Source organism: Pseudomonas sp. ATCC 43928 (genome assembly GCF_005938665.2).
Taxonomy (GTDB): Bacteria; Pseudomonadota; Gammaproteobacteria; order Pseudomonadales; family Pseudomonadaceae; genus Aquipseudomonas.
This window is the reverse complement of the sequence record NZ_CP041753.1, coordinates 4,349,106-4,371,059: the sequence shown is the minus strand read 5'-3', so window position 1 is coordinate 4,371,059 and position 21,954 is coordinate 4,349,106. Positions and strand designations below refer to the sequence as shown.

Genomic DNA, 21,954 nt, shown 5'->3' with positions numbered 1-21,954 from the left:
GACCCTGTGGGAGTGAGCTCCCTCTCCACACTCACTCCCACAAGGTCAGCTGCGTCAGTAACAGGCGCTGTGCCAATCCCGCTCCAAAAAATTCAGCTCCAAAGGATTCGCGATGAGCCATAACGCCTCTTTCTCGCCGCCCAGCCTGGTGCTCAGCACCATCGGCCTGTCGCTGGCGACGTTCATGCAAGTGCTCGACACCACCATCGCCAACGTGGCTTTGCCGACGATTTCCGGCAACCTGGGCGTGAGTTCGGAGCAGGGCACCTGGGTGATCACCTCGTTTGCCGTGAGCAACGCCATCGCGCTGCCGCTGACGGGTTGGCTCAGCCGGCGCTTTGGTGAGGTGAAACTGTTTCTCTGGGCGACGATGCTGTTCGTGCTGGCGTCGTTTCTGTGCGGTATCTCGACTTCGATGCCGGAGCTGATCGGCTTTCGGGTACTGCAAGGCCTGGTGGCCGGGCCGTTGTACCCCATGACCCAGACGCTGTTGATCGCGGTCTATCCGCCCGCGAGGCGCGGCATGGCCCTGGCGTTGCTGGCGATGGTCACGGTGGTGGCGCCGATTGCAGGTCCCATCCTCGGTGGCTGGATCACCGACAGCTACAGCTGGCCGTGGATCTTCTTCATCAACGTGCCGATCGGGGTTTTCGCCGTGATGGTGGTGCGCCAGCAACTCAAGGCGCGCCCGGTGGAGACCAGTTACCAGCCGATGGATTACGTGGGTCTGATCACCTTGATCATTGGCGTTGGCGCGTTGCAGGTGATTCTCGACAAGGGCAATGACCTGGACTGGTTCGAGTCGAATTTCATCATCATCGGCGCAGCTATTTCGGTAATTGCGCTGGCGGTGTTCGTGATCTGGGAAATGACCGACAAACACCCGGTGGTCAACCTGCGGCTGTTCGCCTACCGCAACTTCCGCATCGGCACCATCGTGCTGGTGGGCGGATACGCCGGGTTCTTCGGCATCAACCTGATCCTGCCGCAATGGCTGCAAACCCAGATGGGCTACACCGCCACCTGGGCTGGCCTGGCGGTGGCACCGATCGGCATTCTGCCGGTGGTGTTGTCGCCGTTTGTCGGTAGGTACGCGCACAAATTCGACCTGCGATTGCTGGCCGGTGGCGCGTTCCTGTGCATCGGTTTGAGTTGTTTCATGCGCGCCGGGTTTACCAACGAAGTGGACTTCCAGCACATCGCCCTGGTGCAGCTGTTCATGGGCATTGGCGTGGCGCTGTTCTTCATGCCGACCTTGAGCATTTTGATGTCGGACCTGCCGCCGAGCCAGATTGCCGACGGCGCGGGGCTGGCGACCTTCCTGCGGACCCTGGGCGGCAGTTTTGCGGCGTCGTTGACCACCTGGATCTGGATTCGCCGGGCCGATCAGCACCATGCGTATCTGAGTGAAAGCATCACCACCTATGAGCCGGCAACCCGGGAGGCGTTGAACACGCTGGGCGGGGCGGGCAACCCGGCCTACGCGCAACTGGATCATGTACTGACCAGCCAGGCGTACATGCTCTCCACCGTGGATTACTTCACGTTGCTGGGGTGGGCGTTCATGGGCTTGATTCTGCTGGTATGGCTGGCGAAACCGCCGTTTGCGGCGAAGGCGGGGCCGGCTGCTTCCGGCCACTGAGGCAGGAAGATCGGTCCCACGCAGAGCGTGGGAACGATCAGGCTGAAGGTGCTGCCAATTGCGGCGGCGGGGTGAAATCAAACGGCGCCAACGCAAACCCTTGCTCATCCACCTGCAACGCCCAGCCTTGACGGTCCCAATCCCCCAGCACAATGCGCTTGGCCGCCTGCTCGCCAATCTGCAACTTGTGGATGGCGGGGCGATGGGTGTGGCCGTGGATCAAGGTTTTCACACCATAGGCCTGCATGACCCGCGGCACTTCTTCCGGCGTGACATCGACAATGTCATTGGCCTTCATCCGCGTTTGCGCACGGCTTTCACTGCGCAGCTTGCGCGCCAGTTTATGCCGTGTGCCCAAAGGCAGATGGCGCAGGATGAACAGGGTGATCGGGTTACGCAGGTAGCGCCGCAGCTTCATATAACCTACGTCGCGGGTGCAGAGGCTGTCGCCGTGCATCAACAGCACCGGCTCGCCGTAAAACTGCACGACACTCGGATCTTTGAGCAAGGTACAGCCGGCCGCTTTGCAGAAGGCCTTGCCGAGCATGAAGTCGCGATTGCCGTGCATCAGGAAAATGGCCGTGCCGCTGTCGCTCAAATTACGCAGGGCCTGGCAGATGGAACGCTGGAAGGCTGTCATGGCATCGTCGCCAATCCACGCCTCGAAAAAGTCGCCCAGAATGTACAACGCACTCGCCGAGCGGGCGCGTCCAGCGAGCAAATCCAGAAACGCCCGGGTAATGTCCGGGCGCTCCTCTTCCAGATGCAAGTCTGAAATCAGCAGTATCACTCAATGATCTCGGCTTTCTCGATGATCACGTCGTCTGCAGGTACGTCCTGGTGACCGGCCTTGGAGGTGGTGGCCACGCCTTTGATCTTGTCGACGACGTCGGTGCCTTCAACCACTTCGCCGAATACCGCGTAGCCCCAGCCCTGAACGGTCTTGGCGCTGTGGTTCAGGAAGCTGTTGTCAGCCACGTTGATGAAGAATTGCGCGGAAGCCGAATGCGGCTCCATGGTGCGGGCCATGGCAACGCTGTACTTCTTGTTCGGCAGGCCGTTGTCGGCTTCGTTCTGAATGCTTGGGCGCTTGTCTTTCTTTTCTTTCATGCCAGGCTCGAAACCGCCGCCCTGGATCATGAAGTTACCGATGACGCGGTGGAAAACAGTGTTTTCGTAGTGACCGGCCTTGACGTATTCGATGAAGTTGGCAACGGTCAGCGGTGCCTTTTCAGCGTTCAGTTGCAGGACGATGTCGCCGAAGTTGGTAGACAGTTTGACTTTGGTCATGATGGGTACTCATTCTAAGAATTCGTGGGTTTCGGGGCTCTACAGCCCTCAACCGGTCCGGCCAGTGTCGGCCAAGGTGCGCAGTTTAGCGTGCCGCACGCGAATTTCGAGGCTGTTTTTCATCGCCGGCCGATTAAATGCAACCGATTGCCGGCCTGCTCTGTCAGCCACTTGACAGCATCGGCTATGATAAGCCCCTTTGATTTATAACAGCCGCTTTGATTTGGCCAACTGGCCGCGCACTTGTACGTTCAAGGATCCTATGAGCAAGCCCACTGTCGACCCTACCTCGAATTCCAAGACCGGCCCTGCCGTGCCGGTCAATTTCCTGCGCCCGATCATCCAGGCGGACCTGGACTCGGGTAAGCACACGCAGATCGTTACCCGTTTTCCGCCTGAGCCCAACGGTTACCTGCACATCGGTCACGCCAAGTCGATCTGTGTGAACTTCGGCCTGGCCCAGGAATTCGGCGGCGTCACGCACCTGCGTTTCGACGACACCAACCCGGCCAAGGAAGACCAGGAATACATCGACGCGATCGAAAGCGACGTCAAATGGCTGGGCTTCGAATGGTCCGGTGAAGTGCGCTATGCCTCGCAGTATTTCGACCAGTTGCACGACTGGGCGGTAGAGCTGATCAAGGCCGGCAAGGCCTATGTCGACGACCTGACCCCCGAACAGGCCAAGGAATACCGTGGCAGCCTGACCGAGCCGGGCAAGAACAGCCCGTTCCGCGACCGCTCGGTTGAGGAAAACCTCGACCTGTTCGCTCGCATGAAGGCCGGCGAATTCAAGGACGGCGCACGTGTGCTGCGGGCCAAGATCGACATGGCCTCGCCGAACATGAACCTGCGCGACCCGATCATGTATCGCATCCGTCACGCGCATCACCACCAGACCGGCGACAAGTGGTGCATCTACCCGAACTACGACTTCACCCACGGTCAGTCGGACGCCATCGAAGGCATCACCCACTCGATCTGCACCCTGGAGTTCGAAAGCCATCGTCCGTTGTACGACTGGTTTCTCGACAACCTGCCGGTGCCGGCGCACCCGCGTCAGTACGAATTCAGCCGTCTGAACCTCAACTACACCATCACCAGCAAGCGCAAGCTCAAGCAGCTTGTGGACGAGAAACACGTCAACGGCTGGGACGATCCGCGCATGTCCACGCTGTCGGGCTTCCGCCGCCGCGGCTACACCCCGGCGTCGATCCGCAACTTCTGCGACATGATCGGCACTAACCGTTCCGATGGCGTGGTCGACTTCGGCATGCTCGAGTTCAGCATCCGTCAGGACCTGGACGCGAATGCCCCGCGCGCCATGTGCGTGCTGCGTCCGTTGAAAGTCGTGATCACCAACTACCCGGAAGACCAAGTCGAGAATCTCGAACTGCCACGTCATCCGCAGAAAGAAGAACTCGGCGTGCGCAAGCTGCCGTTCGCCCGTGAAATCTACATCGACCGCGATGACTTCATGGAAGAGCCGCCAAAAGGCTACAAGCGCCTGGAGCCGAACGGCGAAGTGCGTCTGCGCGGCAGCTACGTGATCCGTGCCGACGAAGCGATCAAGGATGCCGACGGCAACATCGTCGAACTGCGTTGCTCGTACGATCCGGACACCCTGGGCAAGAACCCTGAAGGCCGCAAGGTCAAAGGCGTGGTGCACTGGGTGCCGGCTGCGGCCAGCGTCGAGTGCGAAGTGCGTCTGTACGATCGTCTGTTCCGTTCTCCGAACCCGGAGAAGGCCGAAGACAGCGCCAGTTTCCTGGACAACATCAACCCTGACTCACTGCAAGTCCTCACCGGTTGTCGTGCTGAACCCTCGTTGGGCAACGCACAGCCGGAAGACCGTTTCCAGTTCGAGCGCGAAGGTTACTTCGTCGCGGATATCAAGGACTCGAAACCGGGCGCTCCGGTATTCAACCGTACCGTGACCCTGCGTGATTCGTGGGGCCAGTGATCAAGTCTTAAGGAACCGTCGTGCTTACGATCTACAACACGCTCACCAAGAGCAAAGAAGTCTTCAAGCCGCTGGATGGCAACAAGGTGCGCATGTACGTCTGCGGGATGACCGTGTACGACTACTGCCACCTGGGCCATGGCCGCAGCATGGTCGCGTTCGACCTGGTGACCCGCTGGTTGCGGTTCAGCGGTTACGACCTGACTTACGTGCGCAACATCACCGATATCGACGACAAGATCATCAATCGGGCCAACGAGAACGGCGAGTCGTTCGAGGCCTTGACCGAGCGCATGATCGCGGCGATGCACGAAGATGAAGCGCGCCTGAACATCAAAAAACCGGACATGGAGCCGCGTGCCACGGATCACATCCCGGGCATGCACGCGATGATCCAGACCCTGATCGACAAGGGTTACGCCTACGCACCGGGCAATGGCGATGTGTACTACCGCGTCGCCAAGTTCATGGGCTACGGCAAGCTGTCGCGCAAGAAGATCGAAGACCTGCGCATCGGCGCACGAATCGAAGTCGACGAGTCGAAACAGGACCCGCTGGACTTCGTGCTGTGGAAAGGCGCCAAGCCAGGCGAGCCGAGCTGGCCATCGCCGTGGGGCGACGGTCGTCCGGGCTGGCACATCGAGTGCTCGGTGATGTCCACCTGCTGCCTGGGCGAGACTTTCGACATTCATGGCGGCGGCAGCGACCTCGAGTTCCCGCACCACGAAAACGAAATCGCCCAGAGCGAAGCGGCCACCGGCAAGACCTACGCCAACGCGTGGATGCATTGCGGCATGATTCGCATCAATGGCGAGAAGATGTCCAAGTCCTTGAACAACTTCTTCACCATTCGCGACGTGCTCGACAAGTACCACCCGGAAGTCGTGCGTTACCTGCTGGTGTCGAGCCACTACCGCAGCGCGATCAACTATTCGGAAGACAACCTCAAGGACGCCAAGGGCGCCCTCGAGCGTTTCTACCATGCGTTGAAAGGCCTGCCGAAAGTGGCACCGGCGGGTGGCGAAGCCTTCGTCGAGCGTTTCACCCAGGTGATGAACGACGACTTCGGCACGCCGGAAGCCTGTGCGGTGCTGTTCGAGATGGTCCGCGAGATCAACCGTCTGCGCGAGAGCGATCTGGATGCGGCGGCCGGTCTGGCGGCACGCTTGAAGGAACTGGCCAGCGTGTTGGGCGTGTTGCAGCTTGAAGCCGATGACTTCCTGCAGGCCGGTGCCGAAGGGCGGGTCGACGCGGCTGAAGTCGATGCACTGATCCAGGCGCGCCTGACTGCCCGTGCCAACAAAGACTGGGCCGAATCCGACCGCATCCGCGACCAGCTCACCGCCATGGGCGTGGTGCTGGAAGACGGCAAGGGCGGCACGACCTGGCGTCTGGCTGACTGATCGCTGCGTTTGCTACAAACAAAACCCGCCTTGTGCGGGTTTTTGTTTGTTTGGTTGAAGATCAAAAGATCGCAGCCTTCAATCCCCCAATTGGCGCAACCGCTTGTAAAGGGTATTGCGACTAACCCCCAACCGCCGCGCCAAGTGCGAAATATTTCCCCCAGCCGCCTGCAATTGCCGATTCAATGCCTCGGCATCATTCAAATCAACGGCTATCGGCTCCGGCGTATCCACCGGCTCCATCTCCAGATCGACAAAAAAATCATCCGGCAAATGTTCCGGCCGTACGGGTTGCTCTTCGGCCATGGCCAACGCCACCTGCATCACGCTGCTGACCTGACGCAAATTCCCCGGCCACGGATGGCGGCTGAACAGTTCCAGCACCTCGGGACTCAACCCGGCCCATTGCGACGGTTCGCGGTGTTGTTCCCACAAGCGCTTGAACAGTGCCTGCTTGTCGCTGCGTTCCCTGAGCGGTGGCAGTTCCAGGGTCAAACCACCGATGCGGTAATACAAATCCTCACGAAACCGCCCCAACTGCACCTGCTCGCGCAATGAGCGGTTGGTCGCCGAGATGATCCGGATGTCCACCGGGAACAACTCGCTGCTGCCCACCGGTTGTACGCAACGTTCCTGCAATACCCGCAGCAGCCGGGCCTGGGTCGGTAGCGGCATGTCGCCGATTTCATCGAGGAACAGGGTGCCTTTGTCGGCCTTGCGGATCAGCCCGATGCTGCCTTTCTGGTTGGCGCCGGTGAACGCGCCTTTCTCGTAGCCAAACAGCTCGGACTCCACCAGTTCGGCGGGGATCGCTGCACAGTTGACGGCAATGAACGGTTGTTTGCTGCGTGAGCTGGCGTGGTGCAGGGCTTTGACGAAGACTTCCTTGCCGACCCCGGTTTCCCCGTGGATCAACAATGGAATGTCCTTCTCCAGCAAACGTTCGGCCTGGCGCACGGCTTTTTCCACGCGGCTGTCGCCAAAGTGCAGGGTGTTGAGGCTGATCGCGGCGGGCGCTGCCAGGGTGGGCTCAGTGCACTTTATTTCAGGGCTTTTCGTTTCAGTGCTCTTTTTTTCTGCAAACAGCCGCGCCTGAATCGACGCCTGTTTCGGTCGTTTCAGCACGCACTGGAAACGGTTGTTTCCTGAGGCTTGCAGGGAAAACGGCAGGCCGTCCGGCTGATTCAGCAGTTCCATCAACGAGACTTTGAACAGGCTTTCGACGCTGACCCGCGACAGGCTGATGCCCAGCAGATTGTCGGCCCGGCGGTTGGCCGACAGTACCTGACCGGTTTCATCGAAGATCAGCATCCCGGCCCATTGGCTGTCGAGGTTGTTCAACCCGGTGTTGAAGGTCAGTTGGAAATGCTGGCCGTGGAACAGGTTGAGGATCAGCCGGTTCTCCACGGTCTGGCTCATCATCTTGACCATGCCCAGGGTGTGGGAGGGCGGCAGGTAGCTGTCGCTGGACACGTCCAGCACCGCGATCACCTTGCGCTCGGCATCGAAAATCGGCGCGGCGGAACCGGTCATGAAGCGGTTGGCCTTGAGGAAATGTTCATCGTGCTCAATGTGCACGGCCTGCTCGCAGGCCAGCGCGGTGCCGATCGCATTGGTCCCGCTGCAATGCTCCATCCAGCTGGCGCCGACGCTGAAACCGCGGGTCAGGCTCGGCTCGATGAAACGCTGGGTACCCCACGACGTCAGCACCTGGCCGTGATTGTCGGCGAGCATGATCAGGCAATTGGAGTTGCTGAGGATGTTTTCGTAATACGGCAGGACTTCCTGATGGGTGGTTTGCACCAGGGAATGCTGACTTTCCAGCAAGTGGGCGATGCCGTCTGCCGGTAGCTGATCGAACGCTGGCGCGCTCTGATGATCGAGCCCGAACGCGCGGCAGCGGGACCAGGAGTCCTGGATGATGGCGTCGTGGGAGCGCTTTGAGACAGGTACGGCCATGGCGGTCGATCTCTGGGCAAGCTTTTATTGTTTTTATGGGTTTTACATCACGTGAGGGCCACGCAAAAAACATCCGTAGAGTGTTGTTCACATTTGTTCATTGTCAATCGTTGAATTGTTCAGTTGTTCATTCGTGGTTGTTCATTTCTGTTCATCAACGAATCCGATTTTTATCTTGTTTGATGGGATTTCCAGCCAAATCAAACGTTTGAGATTTTTGGCACGGATGTCGCTATGTAGCTCCGGTCGCTTGACTCAAAAAATAAAAAAAGGCCGAGCCATGTCACTAATCCTGGAACATGTCAGCCGCACCATCGAAGGCCAGACCTGGATCGACGATGCGTGCCTTAATTTCGAACCCGGATCGTTCAACGTTTTGCTCGGTCGCACGCTGTCCGGCAAAACCAGCCTCATGCGCCTGATGGCCGGTCTGGACAAACCCGACAGCGGCCGCATCCTGATGAACGGCGTCGACGTCACCCAGCGCCCGGTGCGTTTGCGCAATGTGTCGATGGTCTATCAGCAGTTCATCAATTACCCGACCATGACGGTGTTCGAGAACATCGCCTCGCCGCTGCGTCAGGGTGGCGTTGCCAATGAGTTGATCCAGAGCAAGGTGCTGGAAACCGCGAAGATGCTGCGCATCGAGAAGTTTCTCCAGCGCCATCCACTGGAGCTCTCCGGCGGCCAGCAACAGCGCACGGCCATGGCCCGGGCGCTGGTCAAGGACGCCGAGCTGATTCTGTTCGACGAGCCGCTAGTCAACCTCGACTACAAGCTGCGCGAAGAGCTGCGCCAGGAAATGCGCGAGCTGTTCAAGGCGCGCAATACCATCGCGATTTACGCCACCACCGAACCCAACGAAGCCCTGGCGCTGGGCGGCACCACGACGATTCTTCACGAAGGCCGGGTGATTCAGAGCGGCAAGTCCTCCGAGGTCTATCACCAGCCGCAAACCGTGCTGGCGGCGGAGTTGTTCTCCGAGCCACCGATCAACCTGATGCCGGGGCGCATTGCCGGCAACGAAGTGAGTTTCGCCAATTTCGTGCACTTCCCGTTGAACGTCGATCTGCGTCCGGTGGGCGAGGGCGAGTTCCGTTTCGGCGTGCGTCCCAGCCATATCTCGCTGGTGCCGAGCAACGATGACGATCTGGAACTGGCGGTGACCGTCGAGGTGGCCGAGATCAGCGGTTCGGAAACCTTCCTGCACGTGCGCAACGAGTATTTCCTGCTGGTGCTGCACTTGCCGGGGGTGCACGAATACGACGTCGATGCGCCGATTCGCATCTATATCCCGACTCATAAACTGTTTGTGTTCGATATGCAGGGGCGGCTGGTCCAGGCGCCCGGTCGCCGCATTGCGAGGGTTGCCTGATGGCCGAAATCCGTTTGCAGAGCCTTGCCCACAGCTACACCCGCACGCCAGCCGGCCCTGAGGATTACGCGATCCGCGAGATGGACCATGTCTGGGAGCAGGGCGGCGCCTATGCGCTGCTCGGGCCATCGGGGTGCGGCAAGTCGACCTTGCTCAACATCATTTCCGGGTTGCTCAGCCCGTCCCAGGGCCAGGTGATGTTCGACAGCAAAGTGGTCAACGAACTGACCCCGGAAAAGCGCAACATCGCCCAGGTTTTCCAGTTTCCGGTGGTCTACGACACCATGACGGTGTTCGACAACCTGGCTTTCCCGCTGCGCAATCAGGGCATGGTCGAAGCGAAGATTTTCAGCAAGGTGCATGAAATCGCCGAAGTCCTCGACCTTCAGGCATTGCTGCACAAGAAGGCGCGCAACCTCACCGCCGATGAAAAACAGAAAGTCTCCATGGGCCGTGGGCTGGTGCGCGATGACGTGTCGGCGATCCTCTTCGATGAACCGCTGACGGTGATCGACCCGCACCTGAAGTGGAAGCTGCGGCGCAAGCTCAAGCAGATCCACGAGCAGTTCAACATCACCATGGTCTACGTCACCCACGATCAGCTCGAAGCCTCGACCTTCGCCGACAAGATCGCGGTGATGTACGGCGGGCAGATCGTGCAGTTCGGTACGCCACGGGAATTGTTCGAACGGCCGAGCCACACCTTTGTCGGCTATTTCATCGGCAGCCCGGGGATGAACCTGATCGACGTCCAGCCGCAGGCCGGCGGTGTCGGTTTTGCCGGGACTCACTTGCCGTTGTCCCACGCGATGCAGCAACGGATCGCCGACAGCGAATGGAAAACCCTGAAGGTCGGCATCCGTCCGGAGTTCGTTCATGTGTGGGAGGAAGCCTTTGATGACGCGTTGCGGGCTAAGGTCGTACACGTCGAGGACCTGGGCACCTACAAAATCATGACCCTGAACCTCGACGGCGTGCTGCTGAAAGTACGCCTGGCCGAAGACAAACCGGTGCCCGAGGGCACGGCGTACATCAGTTTCCCGGGGCAATGGCTGATGGTCTACGCCGATGATTATTTGCTGGAGGTGCTGCCATGAACAAGGTGCAGAACAACAAGGCCTGGTGGCTGGTGCTGCCGGTGTTCCTGCTGGTGGCGTTCAGTGCGGTGATCCCGATGATGACCGTGGTCAACTATTCGGTGCAGGACATCTTCGACCAGTCCAGCCGCTATTTCGTCGGCGCCGATTGGTACAAGCAGGTGTTGCTCGACCCACGGCTGCATGACTCGCTGCTGCGCCAGTTCATCTATTCCGCCTGCGTGTTGTTGATCGAAATTCCGTTGGGCATCGCCATCGCCCTGACCATGCCGATCAAGGGCCGCTGGTCGTCGCTGGTGCTGATTATCCTGGCGATTCCGCTGCTGATCCCGTGGAACGTGGTCGGCACCATCTGGCAGATTTTCGGTCGGGCCGACATCGGCTTGCTTGGGTCCAGTCTCAACGGCATGGGCATCAGCTACAACTATGCGGCCAACACCATGGACGCCTGGGTCACGGTGTTGGTGATGGACGTGTGGCACTGGACGTCGCTGGTGGCGTTGTTGTGTTTCTCCGGTCTGCGGGCGATTCCGGACGTGTATTACCAGGCGGCGCGGATCGATCGGGCGTCGGCCTGGGCGGTGTTCCGGCACATCCAGTTGCCCAAGCTCAAGAGCGTGCTGCTGATCGCGGTGATGCTGCGGTTCATGGACAGTTTCATGATCTACACCGAACCGTTCGTGCTGACGGGTGGTGGTCCGGGCAATGCCACGACCTTCCTGAGTCAGACCTTGACCCAAATGGCCGTAGGGCAATTCGACCTCGGCCCGGCGGCGGCTTTCTCGCTGGTGTACTTCCTGATCATCCTGTTGGTGTCGTGGCTGTTCTACACCGCCATGACTCACTCTGACGCCAATCGGTGAGGCCTGCCATGAGCAAGAGAAAGCTGATTCCACTGCTGGTCTACATCCTGTTCCTGCTGGTGCCGATTTACTGGCTGTTGAACATGTCCTTCAAGAGCAACACCGAAATCCTCGGCGGCCTGACGCTGTTTCCCCAGGATTTCACTTTCGCCAACTACAAGGTGATCTTCACCGACCCGAGCTGGTACACCGGCTACCTCAACTCGGCGTACTACGTCAGCATGAACACAATCATTTCCCTGACCGTGGCGTTGCCGGCGGCCTATGCGTTTTCGCGCTATCGCTTCCTCGGTGACAAGCACCTGTTCTTCTGGCTGCTGACCAACCGCATGGCACCGCCGGCGGTGTTCCTGCTGCCGTTCTTCCAGCTGTATTCCTCGATCGGCTTGTTCGACACGCACATCGCGGTGGCGTTGGCTCACTGTCTGTTTAACGTGCCGCTGGCGGTGTGGATTCTTGAGGGCTTCATGTCTGGGGTTCCCAAGGAAATCGACGAAACCGCCTACATCGATGGCTACAGCTTTCCCAAGTTCTTCGTGAAGATTTTCGTTCCGCTGATCGGCTCCGGGATCGGTGTCACGGCGTTTTTCTGCTTCATGTTTTCCTGGGTCGAATTGTTGCTGGCGCGAACCCTGACATCGGTGAACGCCAAACCCATCGCCGCGGTGATGACCCGCACGGTCTCGGCGTCCGGCATCGACTGGGGCGTGCTGGCAGCGGCGGGGGTGTTGACTATCCTGCCGGGCATGCTGGTGATCTGGTTTGTTCGCAACCACGTGGCCAAGGGCTTTGCCCTGGGCCGGGTATGAGGAACTGATGATGGAATGGATGAGTTGGACCAGCCCGACGGCGGCGTTCTTCGGCGTCATAGCCTTGATCCTGGTGGGCATGACGACTTGGGAGTTGCGTTCGCCAAGCATTCTTCGAAAAGGTTTTCTGCCGATTACCACCACCCGTGGCGATCGGCTGTTTATCGGTCTTCTCGGCAGCGCCTACCTGCATTTGCTGGTAATCGGCGTCACCGACTGGAGCATCTGGATAGCGTTCGCGTTGTCCCTGGTGTGGCTGTTGGCTGTGATGCGTTGGGGCTAGTCGAATCGCTCGGCAATGTTGCTCCGAAACCCATAAAGGAGGTCTCTATGTTCGACAAAAACAATAAGCTGCGACATAGCATTTCACTGGCAGCCATGCTGGCACTCAGCGGATTGAGCGCATCGGCCTGGGCTGATGCCTACGAAGACGCTGCGAAAAAGTGGATCGGCGGCGAATTCAAACCGTCCACCTTGACGGCCGATCAGCAACTCGCGGAATTGAAGTGGTTCATCAAGGCGGCCGAGCCGTTTCGCGGGATGGACATCAAGGTTGTCTCGGAAACCCTGACCACCCATGAATACGAGTCCAAGGTGCTGGCCAAGGCCTTCACCGAGATCACCGGGATCAAAGTCACCCACGACCTGCTGCAAGAAGGCGATGTGGTGGAAAAGCTGCAGACCGTGATGCAGTCGGACAAGAGCATCTATGACGGCTGGGTCAACGACTCCGACCTGATCGGTACGCACTTTCGCTATGGCAAGACCGAGTCGATCACCGACCTGATGGCCAACGAAGGCAAGAACTTCACCTCGCCGACCCTCGACATCAAGGACTTCATCGGCATTTCCTTCACCACCGCGCCGGACGGCAAGATCTATCAGCTGCCCGACCAGCAGTTCGCCAATCTGTATTGGTTCCGCGCCGACTGGTTCGATCGGGCGGACCTGAAAGCAAAATTCAAGGAAAAGTACGGCTACGAATTGGGCGTGCCGGTGAACTGGTCGGCCTATGAAGACATCGCCAAATTCTTCAGCGAAGACGTCAAGGAAATCGACGGCAAACGCATCTACGGGCACATGGACTACGGCAAGAAGGATCCATCCCTGGGCTGGCGCTTCACCGATGCCTGGTTCTCCATGGCCGGCGGCGGCGACAAGGGGCTGCCCAACGGCTTGCCGGTGGACGAGTGGGGCATCCGTGTCGAGGACTGCCATCCGGTCGGTTCCAGCGTGACCCGTGGCGGCGATACCAACGGCCCGGCGGCGGTGTTCGCGACACAGAAATACGTCGACTGGATGAAGGCCTATGCGCCGCCGGAAGCAGCGGGCATGACCTTTTCCGAGTCTGGCCCGGTACCGTCTCAGGGCAACATCGCCCAACAGATCTTCTGGTACTCCGCCTTTACCGCCGACATGACCAAACCGGGCCTGCCGGTGGTGAACGCCGACGGTACGCCGAAGTGGCGCATGGCGCCGTCGCCGAGAGGGCCGTACTGGGAAGAGGGCATGAAGCTTGGGTATCAGGACGTGGGCTCCTGGACATTCATGAAGTCCACGCCTGAGAAACAGAAACTCGCGGCCTGGCTGTACGCGCAGTTCGTGACCTCGAAAACCGTGTCGCTGAAGAAAACCATCGTCGGCCTGACACCGATCCGCGAGTCGGACATCAACTCTCAAGCCATGACCGACCTGGCGCCGAAGCTCGGTGGCCTGGTCGAGTTCTATCGCAGCCCGGCGCGGGTGCAATGGACCCCGACCGGCACCAACGTGCCGGACTATCCGCGTCTGGCACAGTTGTGGTGGAGCCACATCGCCGAAGCCGCCAGCGGCGAGAAAACCCCGCAACAGGCGCTCGATGGTCTGGCCAAGGATCAGGACGCGATCATGACCCGTCTGGAACGCTCCAAGGCCCAGGCCACTTGCGCGCCGAAAATGAACCCGGAACGCGACGCGCAATACTGGTTCGACCAACCGGGCGCACCGAAGCCGAAACTGGCCAACGAGAAGCCCAAGGGTGAAACCGTGAGCTATGCCGAACTGCTGAAATCGTGGGAGGTGGCGCGTAAGTAACAGATCGGCCTGCGACGTCGAACGGCACCTTCGGGTGCCGTTTCTATTTATGCCCACTTTCTCGTTTCAGCGACTGGCGCACGGTTCTCATTACCGCGAGGTCGAAGGCGTTGTGCCCGGCGTGGAGCAGACGACAACGGATGTTCTGGCGCTGGCGAAGCCAACGTACGCTGGACATGCCGAAGGTGTCTTTGATGCCTTGTATCACCAGGGTATCGGCATCGACCCGGAGACGCTCGTCCGCCCGTGTGAAGAAATAGTGATTAACGTGGTAATGCAACTCCAGGCAGATGGCGCGCACCGCTTCTTCATCAACGAAGTCTTCGAGTGCGTGCGGGCACATCGATTGCCCGTTCAATTGCAAAATAGCCTGCAGCCAGTGGATGGCAGCCTGACGCTGTTGCACCTCGCAACCATTGCCCAGTAGCTGGTAGATACCCCGCGCACTGGCGTCGTGGGAGCCAATGGCGAATTGAGATAAACCCTCGCTCAAGGTTTTATCGTAGGCGCTTACGTTCGCAACAAACGGTATGAACACCGAGACCAACGTGGTTTTCAGAATGGCGTCGGGATAGAGCTGCTGGTATTGGATGGCCAACCAGCTTCCCCATGAAATGCCCAGCAAACTGATTTTTTCGAAACCAAAATGCCGCCGCAGGGCATCGATGTCTTCAACGGATAGCCCAGTGTTGTTGTGCTGGAGCTCGCCGAGGGGAAGGGAGCGCCCGCAGCCTCGCTGGTCGAACAAAATGATATCGAAACATCGCAGATCGAAGAACTCAAGATGATGGAGGGCGCTACGACCACCCGGCCCGCCATGCAGGAAAAATATCGGTTCGCTGCCGGGTGTGCCGTGCCGCTCCCAATAGAGATGGTGGCCATCACAAGTCGGGTAGTAGCCATTGATCGGGGAGACCACCATCAGATGGGAACCTTCAGCCTGTAGAACTGGAACAGCTCCGTGTGCCCGGGGCGGGCCGCTACACTGGAAATCACCTGCAGTTTCAGGATCTGGGCCATGTAGGGAACGGAAATCAGTACCGGCGTATGGCCGAAAACGATAATCGTGCCTCCCGGATTCACGCACGGTGCCATATCGTGCAATGTCTGCTGCGCATCGGCGCGAGTCATGACTTCGGCATTGAGGAAACGCAGTATCAGCACATCACATTTGATGCCGGCAGAGGCAATGTTTCGGGCATCGGCCAGATAAAATTCGGCAGATGAGGTGCCATGACGATTTTTTGCATGTTCGATCATCGACGCCGAACGATCGGAGCCCAGGCAATGTCGGTCGGGGAGTTCGCGGGCCAGGTGCGCAATGAATTCCCCAGTCGAGCACGCCGGATCATGGATCACCGCGCCGGGACTCGATATCGTCTTGAGTAACGTTGCGCAATGCTGGCGAAAGTGGCTTTCGTCGGCATCCAGTTGCTTGGCGAGCGATTCATTGCACTGCCAGTATTCGGGCGGGCAAACAAACTCCAGGCCCGTGTCATCAGTGACAGGAAGCGGGAAACACACCTCGCTGTCCGGTTTAGTCTGCGCAACGTGGAAAGCCGTTTCCTTTTCTTGTCGGGTAACTCCTCGAAAATAGATCTCTGCACCTTCATTGCCCCAATGCCACTCAGCGAGCGGTCCGAGCAACATCCAGGGCCTGAGCAGGCTGTTGATATGCCAGCCGTCAGTGTCAGTGTGTTGCAGGACTTTTCGGCCTACCCAGTCGCAGCCATTCACGCGCAGAACAAAGAGCTGATGGAGCCCCGGCCCCAAGGGCTCGACGTAACGATCGAGTTTGCCAGGGGAGGCCACATGACGGACGAAGGATTGAGCCAAGCGCTGTTCTCGATGGAGGGCAGTCGTTGCCGATCGAGCGTTCATGCCGGCGCTCCATGTCGCCCTTCCAAGCGCCGTCCCCGCGCCTGCGGGATAACCACATTGCCGCTGGAGACTACGAAAAATCGCTCCAGCCCCGGAATGACGACATTGACCAGCGTGGTGCCGAGGGCGGTCTGGTGAAGCGGTGCAATGCCCAGCGTGCGCCCATACCGATGCAGGTCTTCGGCCAGCAAGCCGATTTGCTCGGCCAATGGTCGTTCATCACGAGCATCGGGCAAGACTACCGTTTGTTGCTCGCACAGGTTCAACAGCGGATGCAGATCGAATCGCAGGCAGCGCAACAGGCGAGGAAAGGCCGTCAGATGCCGCTGAGCGTTGCTCAGATAGTCTCTCAGTTCAGGCTCCGAGGACCAAAGATGTAACTGAACCAGTTCGGTAAGTGCTCGCCATGCGCCATGCCTGGCATCGATCGAGCAACCGGTGCCGAAGACTCGTGGGTGAGTGCATGGCGCGGCTGAAAAGGCCAGAAAGGTTCGCGGCAGGAATTCGGTGCTGATGTCGACAAGGACGATCTCGGCGCCGATTTCCGCTTCGGCGTCCAGCCACAGCCGACCCAGCTCGTCGTGATCGGACATGCGTGCGACGCGGCGCAGGGGCGCGTGGTTTTCGTAGTAGAAATGCTCCAGCAAGAACAACGAAACCGCATCGCGCTCAATACATTCATTGGCAGCATGCAAAATCGCCTCGTTGTAAGTTGCGCCAATAGCGGTTCCGCTATTACTGGCATAACGTTGCAGTGCGCCATAGTTGGTTGTGTCTTGTATCAGTGTTCGTCGTGAATAACCGGGTGTGCATAAAGCGACCGGGTATGTAAATGAAGTGCGCTTTAGAACATCCGTATACTGTCGGCAGGCTGTTATGGCATTGGGTTGTTCGGCGATAAGTGCCAGGGCTGTGTCGTCGGTAAATAGTGATGTGTCGGAAAAATAGCGCGGGGCTACATAGTGAATGTCGGATGTATCCAAGTGGTCACTTAAATAGTGTTCCAGCATTTCGTAAAGTGCACCGACACGGGCGTGGCGCGGGTAGCCTTTACCTGATCCCCTGGCGGTGTGGTGGTGATCGCTGGAGCTGGCAGAGGCATGGACCGCGACAATCTGCTGGCCCAGTGTGCGGGTGTCGACACGCAGGCCCAAGCTATCAAGTTCAGCGTGAATCCGCTGTTCAGCTTGCTCCAGGGTGAGTTCTCGTTCGGCAAGTGTGAAACCCATTGTTCGCTCCCTCGAGAAACGGGGGGCGCCGGCCCCCCGTTTTTTATACGGCTTCCAGTTCGGACTGTTCAGCCTCAGTCAGTTGCAGTTCTTCAACCTGCTCTGGCGTAGGCGCTTCCTGTTGTTCAAGGTCGATCACTTTGTTGGCGTTCCAGTTACCCATATAACCCATGATTAAACTCTCTTTTTGTTAGACATTGGATGTGCTGTATCGAGCACGGAGCAAATGTATAAGGCAGGTATTGGCTCGGTCAAAAATGACAGGAAGTTTCAAAAACCATATTCAAGGGGTGTTGAAATACGTACACATCAATTGTCGGCTTGACGATTTTTTTCGTGACGCATCGGCGGGTGTTGAATGGGACGGTATTGCGGGACATACCCGCCCCAACGATTTCGACGCATGCACTTGTCGGAAATTTCAGCTGCATGGAGGTGCGAAATCGTGATGACTGACTTTTGTGGCTCTTCAGGGTTCTTCGCGCGACGATTTTTCCTATCGCGTATGAAGGCGTTTCAGAAAAAATGCAGGTTGAATGACTGGGCATCTATTCATCGGGGGTGGGAAATCCCAATCGAAACACCGTCAACGTCCCAGGCGAGCTTTTAACCTGTGCCACCCCCTGATGCAGGCTCATGATCGAGCGCACGATGGCCAGGCCCAGTCCGGTGCTGCCTTGTGAGCGGGAGCGGCTGCTGTCGACCCGGTAAAAGCGGTCGAACAGGTGCGGCAGATGCTGCGCTTCGATGCCCGCGCCGGGGTTGCTGACTTCCAGTGCAACCTGTGTCGCCTCTTGCTCAATGTGCAGCGAAACCGTTTGCCCGGCCGGACAGTGGCGCAGGGCGTTGGACAGCAGGTTCGAGATCGCCCGTTGAATCATCAGCCGGTCGCCCAGCACGCGCGCGCTGCCGGTCACGCTCAGGCTGATGCGCTTGTCTTGCGCCGACAAGGAAAACAAGTCGGCCACTTTTTCGACTTCTTCTTCCAGGGCGACCGACTCGAAAGATGTGAGCGCTGCGGGGTTACTGGCCTGCGCCAGAAACAGCATGTCCGAGACAATCCGCGCAACACGCTCCAGCTCTTCGGTGCAGGACACCAAGACGTTTTTGTACGCCTCGGCCGTGCGTTCCCGGGACAGCGTCACCTGTGCCTTGCCCATCAGATTGTTGATCGGCGTGCGCAGTTCATGGGCCAGGTCATCGGAGAACTGCGACAGCTGCTGCACACCATTGTCGAGGCGATCCAGCATGACGTTGATCCCCTGGGCCAGTTCACTGAGTTCCTGGGGCATGTCGAGCACCGACAGCCGATGGCCGAGGTCTTGCGTCGAGACCATCGCCGCCACTTTGCGAAACTCGCGCAACGGCATCAGCCCCCGCTGTACGGCGGCCCAGGCACTGAGGCCGATGAAGATCAGCAGCAACGGCAAAGCAATCAGCGTCGAGCGCAGATAGGCGCTGAGCAACGCCTGATTGTGGGCATCGTCCATCGACAGCAGCACCGGGACGCGGGTGCCGTCCTTGATGCGGACCAACCGAGAAGCGGTCAGGTAGCGCTTGCCTTGATCGTCGGTGCCGTCGGAGAACGCCAGTGGTTCGTCGGCGGCCAGCACTGCCTTGCGTTCAAGGCGCGGGTCGGCCATGCCGGAGCCGGATTTCAACAGCGGCGTGCGCAAGTTACTGCGGTCATAAATCGTCAGGGTGAGGTTGTCATGGCCCATGACCTGATCGAGCAGAATGTGCGGCGCCGAACGAATTTCTGCGGCATCGGCGTACAGCGACAGGCTGTGTTCCACCTGTTCCACCTTCTGGGCCAGGCTGTTTCTGGATAACGCGTTCAACTCATGGGTCAGGGCAAAGTAGGCAAGGATCGCCAGGAACACCACCAGTAGCGCGCCGAGAATACTCACCGTCAGGCCCAGGCGCATCGACAGGCTGGCCGGCTTCATTCCCGCGCCTCCAGCACATAGCCGACACCGCGCAGGGTGTGGATCAGTTTGCTGTCGAACGGGTCGTCGATCTTCGCCCGCAAACGCCGGATCGATACTTCGACCACATTGGTGTCGCAGTCGAAATTCATGTCCCACACCAGCGAAATGATCTGGGTGCGGGTCAGTACCTCCCCGGACTGGCGCATCAGCAGATGCAGCAGGGCGAACTCCTTGGTGGTCAGGTCGATGCGCTGCTCGCCGCGAAAGGCGCGGTGACGGCCCGGATCAAGTTCCAGATCGGCGACTTTGAGCACCTGCGGCACCGGGATGTTTTCGCTGCGGCGCATCAGCGTGCGCACCCGCGCCAGCAATTCCGGAAACTCGAATGGCTTGACCAGATAATCGTCGGCACCCAGATCCAGACCACGAATCTTGTCGGCCAGACGCCCGCGGGCGGTGAGCATCATCACCCGGGTGGAGTGGGTGCGACGCAATTGTTCCAGCACGCCCCAGCCATCGAGTTCCGGCAGGTTCACATCCAGGATCACCAGGTCGTATGCCTGTTGTTGCGCCAGATGCAGTCCATCGGCGCCAGTGGCCGCGTGGTCAACGATATAACCACTTTCCGTCAGTCCCTGATGCAAGTATTCGGCAGCTTTAAGCTCGTCCTCGACGACAAGGATTCGCATGATTTATCACCACTTTTATTTAATGGATATTTAATTAAGGTGGCCAGGAAAGTTGTTGTTTTTGTAGGGGCTTCCGGACGGATTTGAATAACGACTAGAGATTGTGAGTTGCTGGTTTCCTACGGCGGTTTCCCTGTGTGATGGCGTGCAAGGTAAAGGCTGTAGTGGCTACAGGGTCAACTGAAATGCTGAGTCTTGAGCCCTGAGTATGGTCATCTGCGACAGCCTGTCGCAGCGGGCAAGCCCGAATGCCCATGCGCTACATTCAGGCAAGTGCTGTTTGGCAGATAACTACCGTGTATTTGTTTCCATGTATTGCTATGTCGCCTTTTGCACTTCGCATCCTAGATCAAAACAACTTCCATAAGCCGTGGATGACGGATTTGTAATGTTCCAGTCACCTTGCCGATAAGTTCAAAACCCTACCGTGGCGGCATCAAAGATTCTTGAATAAAGGAAGTCTTCCATTGCCCGGTTTAAAAGAACGGACGGCGCGAGCACGCCTGAAAAAAACAGCGAGGACAGTGACGGCCAGCGTTGTGTGGCTGGCCGGCACGGGGCTTGTGCATGCATCGGCCCTGACCCTCGATCAAGCCCTGCAAACGGCATTCGCCGGTAACCCGGATCTGGCGGCTGCGCAGTGGGAAATCGGCATCGCCGAGGGTGAGCGCAAACAGGCCGGTCTGATCCCCAACCCCGAAGTGTCGTGGGAGGCCGAAGACACCCGGCGCGATTCGCGAACCACCACGGTGATGCTCAGCCAACCGATCGAACTGGGCGGCAAACGTGGTGCACGGATCGACGTCGCCAGCCTCGCGCAGGACGCCGCCGGGATCGAGTGGGAGCGCAAGCGCAATGCCTTGCGCGCCGATGTGATTCAGGCGTTCAACAGCGCCCGGACCGCGCAACAACGCTTGCAGTTGTCCCGCCAGTCGCTGCAACTGGCCGAACACGGTTTGCGCGTCGCCCAAGGACGCATCGAGGCCGGCAAATCATCGCCAGTCGAAGGCACCCGTGCGCACGTGCAACTCTCCGAAGTGCGCCTGGAACTGAGCCGCGCCGAACGCGATCGGGCCAACGCCTACCAGCAATTGGCGCAGGTCATGGGCGCACCGTTGCCAGCCTCGACCACCGTGCAAGCGGCCACGCAAAGCGTGCCCACCGTGCCACCGGCGAGCCGATTGCTGGAGCGCCTGAACGAGACCGCCGAACTGCGTCTGGCCAAATTGCAGATCGATCAGCGCGAAGCCTCATTGGGTCTGGAAAAGTCGCAACGCATTCCCGACCTGACCGTGAGCATTGGCAGCCAATACAGCGAAACCGAGCGCGAACGGGTCAACGTGGTCGGGTTATCGATGCCGATTCCGTTGTTCAACCGTAATCAGGGCAACGTGCTGGCGGCTGCCCGGCGCAGTGATCAGGCACGGGATCTGCGCAACGCCACCGAACTGCGTTTACGCACGGAAATCCAGACCGCCCTTGAGCAATGGCAGACCGCCAACGGCGAAGTCGAAGCGTTCAACCAGACCATCCTGCCCGCCGCGCAAAGTGCGGTCGACAGCGCCACACGCGGTTTCGAAATGGGCAAGTTCGGCTTCCTCGATGTGCTCGACGCCCAGCGCACCCTGATCAGCGCACGCAGCCAATACATCCAGGCCGTCAGCGAGGCGACGGACGCGCGAGTACGCATCGAACGCATCTTCGGCGACCTCACCGTCAGCCCTTGAATTTCATCTTTCAAATCACTGCG

Annotated in this window: 19 protein-coding genes; 10 read left to right on the top strand and 9 right to left on the bottom strand. The window is 59.0% G+C overall.

The window, feature by feature from the left end; translation table 11 throughout:
• Window positions 1-112 precede the first annotated feature (112 nt).
• On the top strand, window positions 113-1,642 hold the full coding sequence (locus tag FFH90_RS19980; protein WP_018925480.1) for a DHA2 family efflux MFS transporter permease subunit: 1,530 nt from the start codon (window positions 113-115) through the stop codon (window positions 1,640-1,642).
• Between the two features lie 37 nt (window positions 1,643-1,679).
• Here FFH90_RS19980 and lpxH read toward each other — a convergent pair whose 3' ends face one another.
• Both lpxH and FFH90_RS19970 read right to left on the bottom strand, forming a co-directional pair.
• On the bottom strand, window positions 1,680-2,432 hold the full coding sequence (gene lpxH, locus FFH90_RS19975; protein WP_018925481.1) for a UDP-2,3-diacylglucosamine diphosphatase: 753 nt from the start codon (window positions 2,430-2,432) through the stop codon (window positions 1,680-1,682).
• Entirely contained in the window at window positions 2,429-2,932 is a 504-nt protein-coding gene (locus FFH90_RS19970) for a peptidylprolyl isomerase (protein ID WP_086944998.1), read from the bottom strand. Before FFH90_RS19970 ends, lpxH begins: the two co-directional genes overlap by 4 nt.
• A gap of 262 nt (window positions 2,933-3,194) precedes the next feature.
• On the opposite strand from FFH90_RS19970, the gene FFH90_RS19965 reads away from it, so the two are divergent.
• Entirely contained in the window at window positions 3,195-4,895 is a 1,701-nt protein-coding gene (locus FFH90_RS19965) for a glutamine--tRNA ligase/YqeY domain fusion protein (protein ID WP_028941250.1), read from the top strand.
• A gap of 20 nt (window positions 4,896-4,915) precedes the next feature.
• Window positions 4,916-6,298, top strand: coding sequence for a cysteine--tRNA ligase (cysS, locus tag FFH90_RS19960; protein WP_019580054.1), 1,383 nt, complete (start codon window positions 4,916-4,918; stop codon window positions 6,296-6,298).
• Window positions 6,299-6,376: 78 nt separating this feature from the next.
• Here cysS and FFH90_RS19955 read toward each other — a convergent pair whose 3' ends face one another.
• Window positions 6,377-8,257 carry a sigma-54-dependent Fis family transcriptional regulator gene (locus FFH90_RS19955; protein WP_138867911.1) on the bottom strand — a complete coding sequence of 627 codons (1,881 nt, stop codon included), beginning with the start codon at window positions 8,255-8,257 and terminating at the stop codon, window positions 6,377-6,379.
• Window positions 8,258-8,537: 280 nt separating this feature from the next.
• Between FFH90_RS19955 and FFH90_RS19950 the strand changes: the two genes are divergently transcribed.
• From FFH90_RS19950 to FFH90_RS19925, 6 genes are read left to right on the top strand one after another with little or no spacing between them, the layout of a single operon-like run.
• Window positions 8,538-9,632, top strand: coding sequence for an ABC transporter ATP-binding protein (locus FFH90_RS19950; protein WP_018925486.1), 1,095 nt, complete (start codon window positions 8,538-8,540; stop codon window positions 9,630-9,632).
• Complete coding sequence (locus tag FFH90_RS19945; protein WP_111454073.1) at window positions 9,632-10,729, top strand: ABC transporter ATP-binding protein; 1,098 nt, start codon at window positions 9,632-9,634, stop codon at window positions 10,727-10,729. The genes FFH90_RS19950 and FFH90_RS19945 overlap by 1 nt, the downstream gene beginning before the upstream one ends.
• Window positions 10,726-11,592: a carbohydrate ABC transporter permease gene (locus tag FFH90_RS19940; protein WP_064618816.1), complete on the top strand. Its 867-nt coding sequence runs from the start codon at window positions 10,726-10,728 to the stop codon at window positions 11,590-11,592. The genes FFH90_RS19945 and FFH90_RS19940 overlap by 4 nt, the downstream gene beginning before the upstream one ends.
• An 8-nt stretch (window positions 11,593-11,600) precedes the next feature.
• Window positions 11,601-12,401, top strand: coding sequence for a carbohydrate ABC transporter permease (locus FFH90_RS19935; protein WP_018925489.1), 801 nt, complete (start codon window positions 11,601-11,603; stop codon window positions 12,399-12,401).
• A gap of 10 nt (window positions 12,402-12,411) precedes the next feature.
• Complete coding sequence (locus tag FFH90_RS19930; protein WP_026345728.1) at window positions 12,412-12,684, top strand: DUF2160 domain-containing protein; 273 nt, start codon at window positions 12,412-12,414, stop codon at window positions 12,682-12,684.
• A 47-nt stretch (window positions 12,685-12,731) separates the two neighbouring features.
• The gene (locus FFH90_RS19925) at window positions 12,732-14,474 is read left to right on the top strand and encodes an ABC transporter substrate-binding protein (protein ID WP_064618814.1); all 1,743 of its coding nucleotides are present in this window, start codon (window positions 12,732-12,734) and stop codon (window positions 14,472-14,474) included.
• A 43-nt stretch (window positions 14,475-14,517) separates the two neighbouring features.
• Here the strand turns inward: FFH90_RS19925 and FFH90_RS19920 are convergent, their stop codons facing one another.
• The 6 genes from FFH90_RS19920 to FFH90_RS19900 all read right to left on the bottom strand — a co-directional run bounded on the left by FFH90_RS19920 (window position 14,518) and on the right by FFH90_RS19900 (window position 20,204).
• Window positions 14,518-15,396 (bottom strand): alpha/beta fold hydrolase, encoded by an 879-nt coding sequence (locus FFH90_RS19920; protein ID WP_138867910.1) that lies wholly within the window; start codon window positions 15,394-15,396, stop codon window positions 14,518-14,520.
• Window positions 15,396-16,355, bottom strand: a complete 960-nt coding sequence (locus FFH90_RS19915; RefSeq protein ID WP_064618810.1) for a trans-aconitate 2-methyltransferase — start codon at window positions 16,353-16,355, stop codon at window positions 15,396-15,398. Before FFH90_RS19915 ends, FFH90_RS19920 begins: the two co-directional genes overlap by 1 nt.
• The gene (locus tag FFH90_RS19910; protein ID WP_138867909.1) at window positions 16,352-17,584 is read right to left on the bottom strand and encodes a YcaO-like family protein; all 1,233 of its coding nucleotides are present in this window, start codon (window positions 17,582-17,584) and stop codon (window positions 16,352-16,354) included. Before FFH90_RS19910 ends, FFH90_RS19915 begins: the two co-directional genes overlap by 4 nt.
• Before the next feature lie 43 nt (window positions 17,585-17,627).
• Window positions 17,628-17,756, bottom strand: coding sequence for a hypothetical protein (locus tag FFH90_RS30425; protein ID WP_256597110.1), 129 nt, complete (start codon window positions 17,754-17,756; stop codon window positions 17,628-17,630).
• A 376-nt stretch (window positions 17,757-18,132) separates the two neighbouring features.
• A complete protein-coding gene (locus FFH90_RS19905) occupies window positions 18,133-19,533 on the bottom strand; it encodes a heavy metal sensor histidine kinase (protein WP_086944992.1) in 1,401 nt (466 codons plus the stop codon).
• Entirely contained in the window at window positions 19,530-20,204 is a 675-nt protein-coding gene (locus FFH90_RS19900) for a heavy metal response regulator transcription factor (protein WP_007940896.1), read from the bottom strand. The genes FFH90_RS19905 and FFH90_RS19900 overlap by 4 nt, the downstream gene beginning before the upstream one ends.
• A gap of 467 nt (window positions 20,205-20,671) precedes the next feature.
• Here FFH90_RS19900 and FFH90_RS19895 point away from each other — a divergent pair, with 467 nt between their 5' ends.
• Window positions 20,672-21,931, top strand: coding sequence for a TolC family protein (locus FFH90_RS19895; protein WP_138867908.1), 1,260 nt, complete (start codon window positions 20,672-20,674; stop codon window positions 21,929-21,931).
• Window positions 21,932-21,954: the final 23 nt, after the last annotated feature.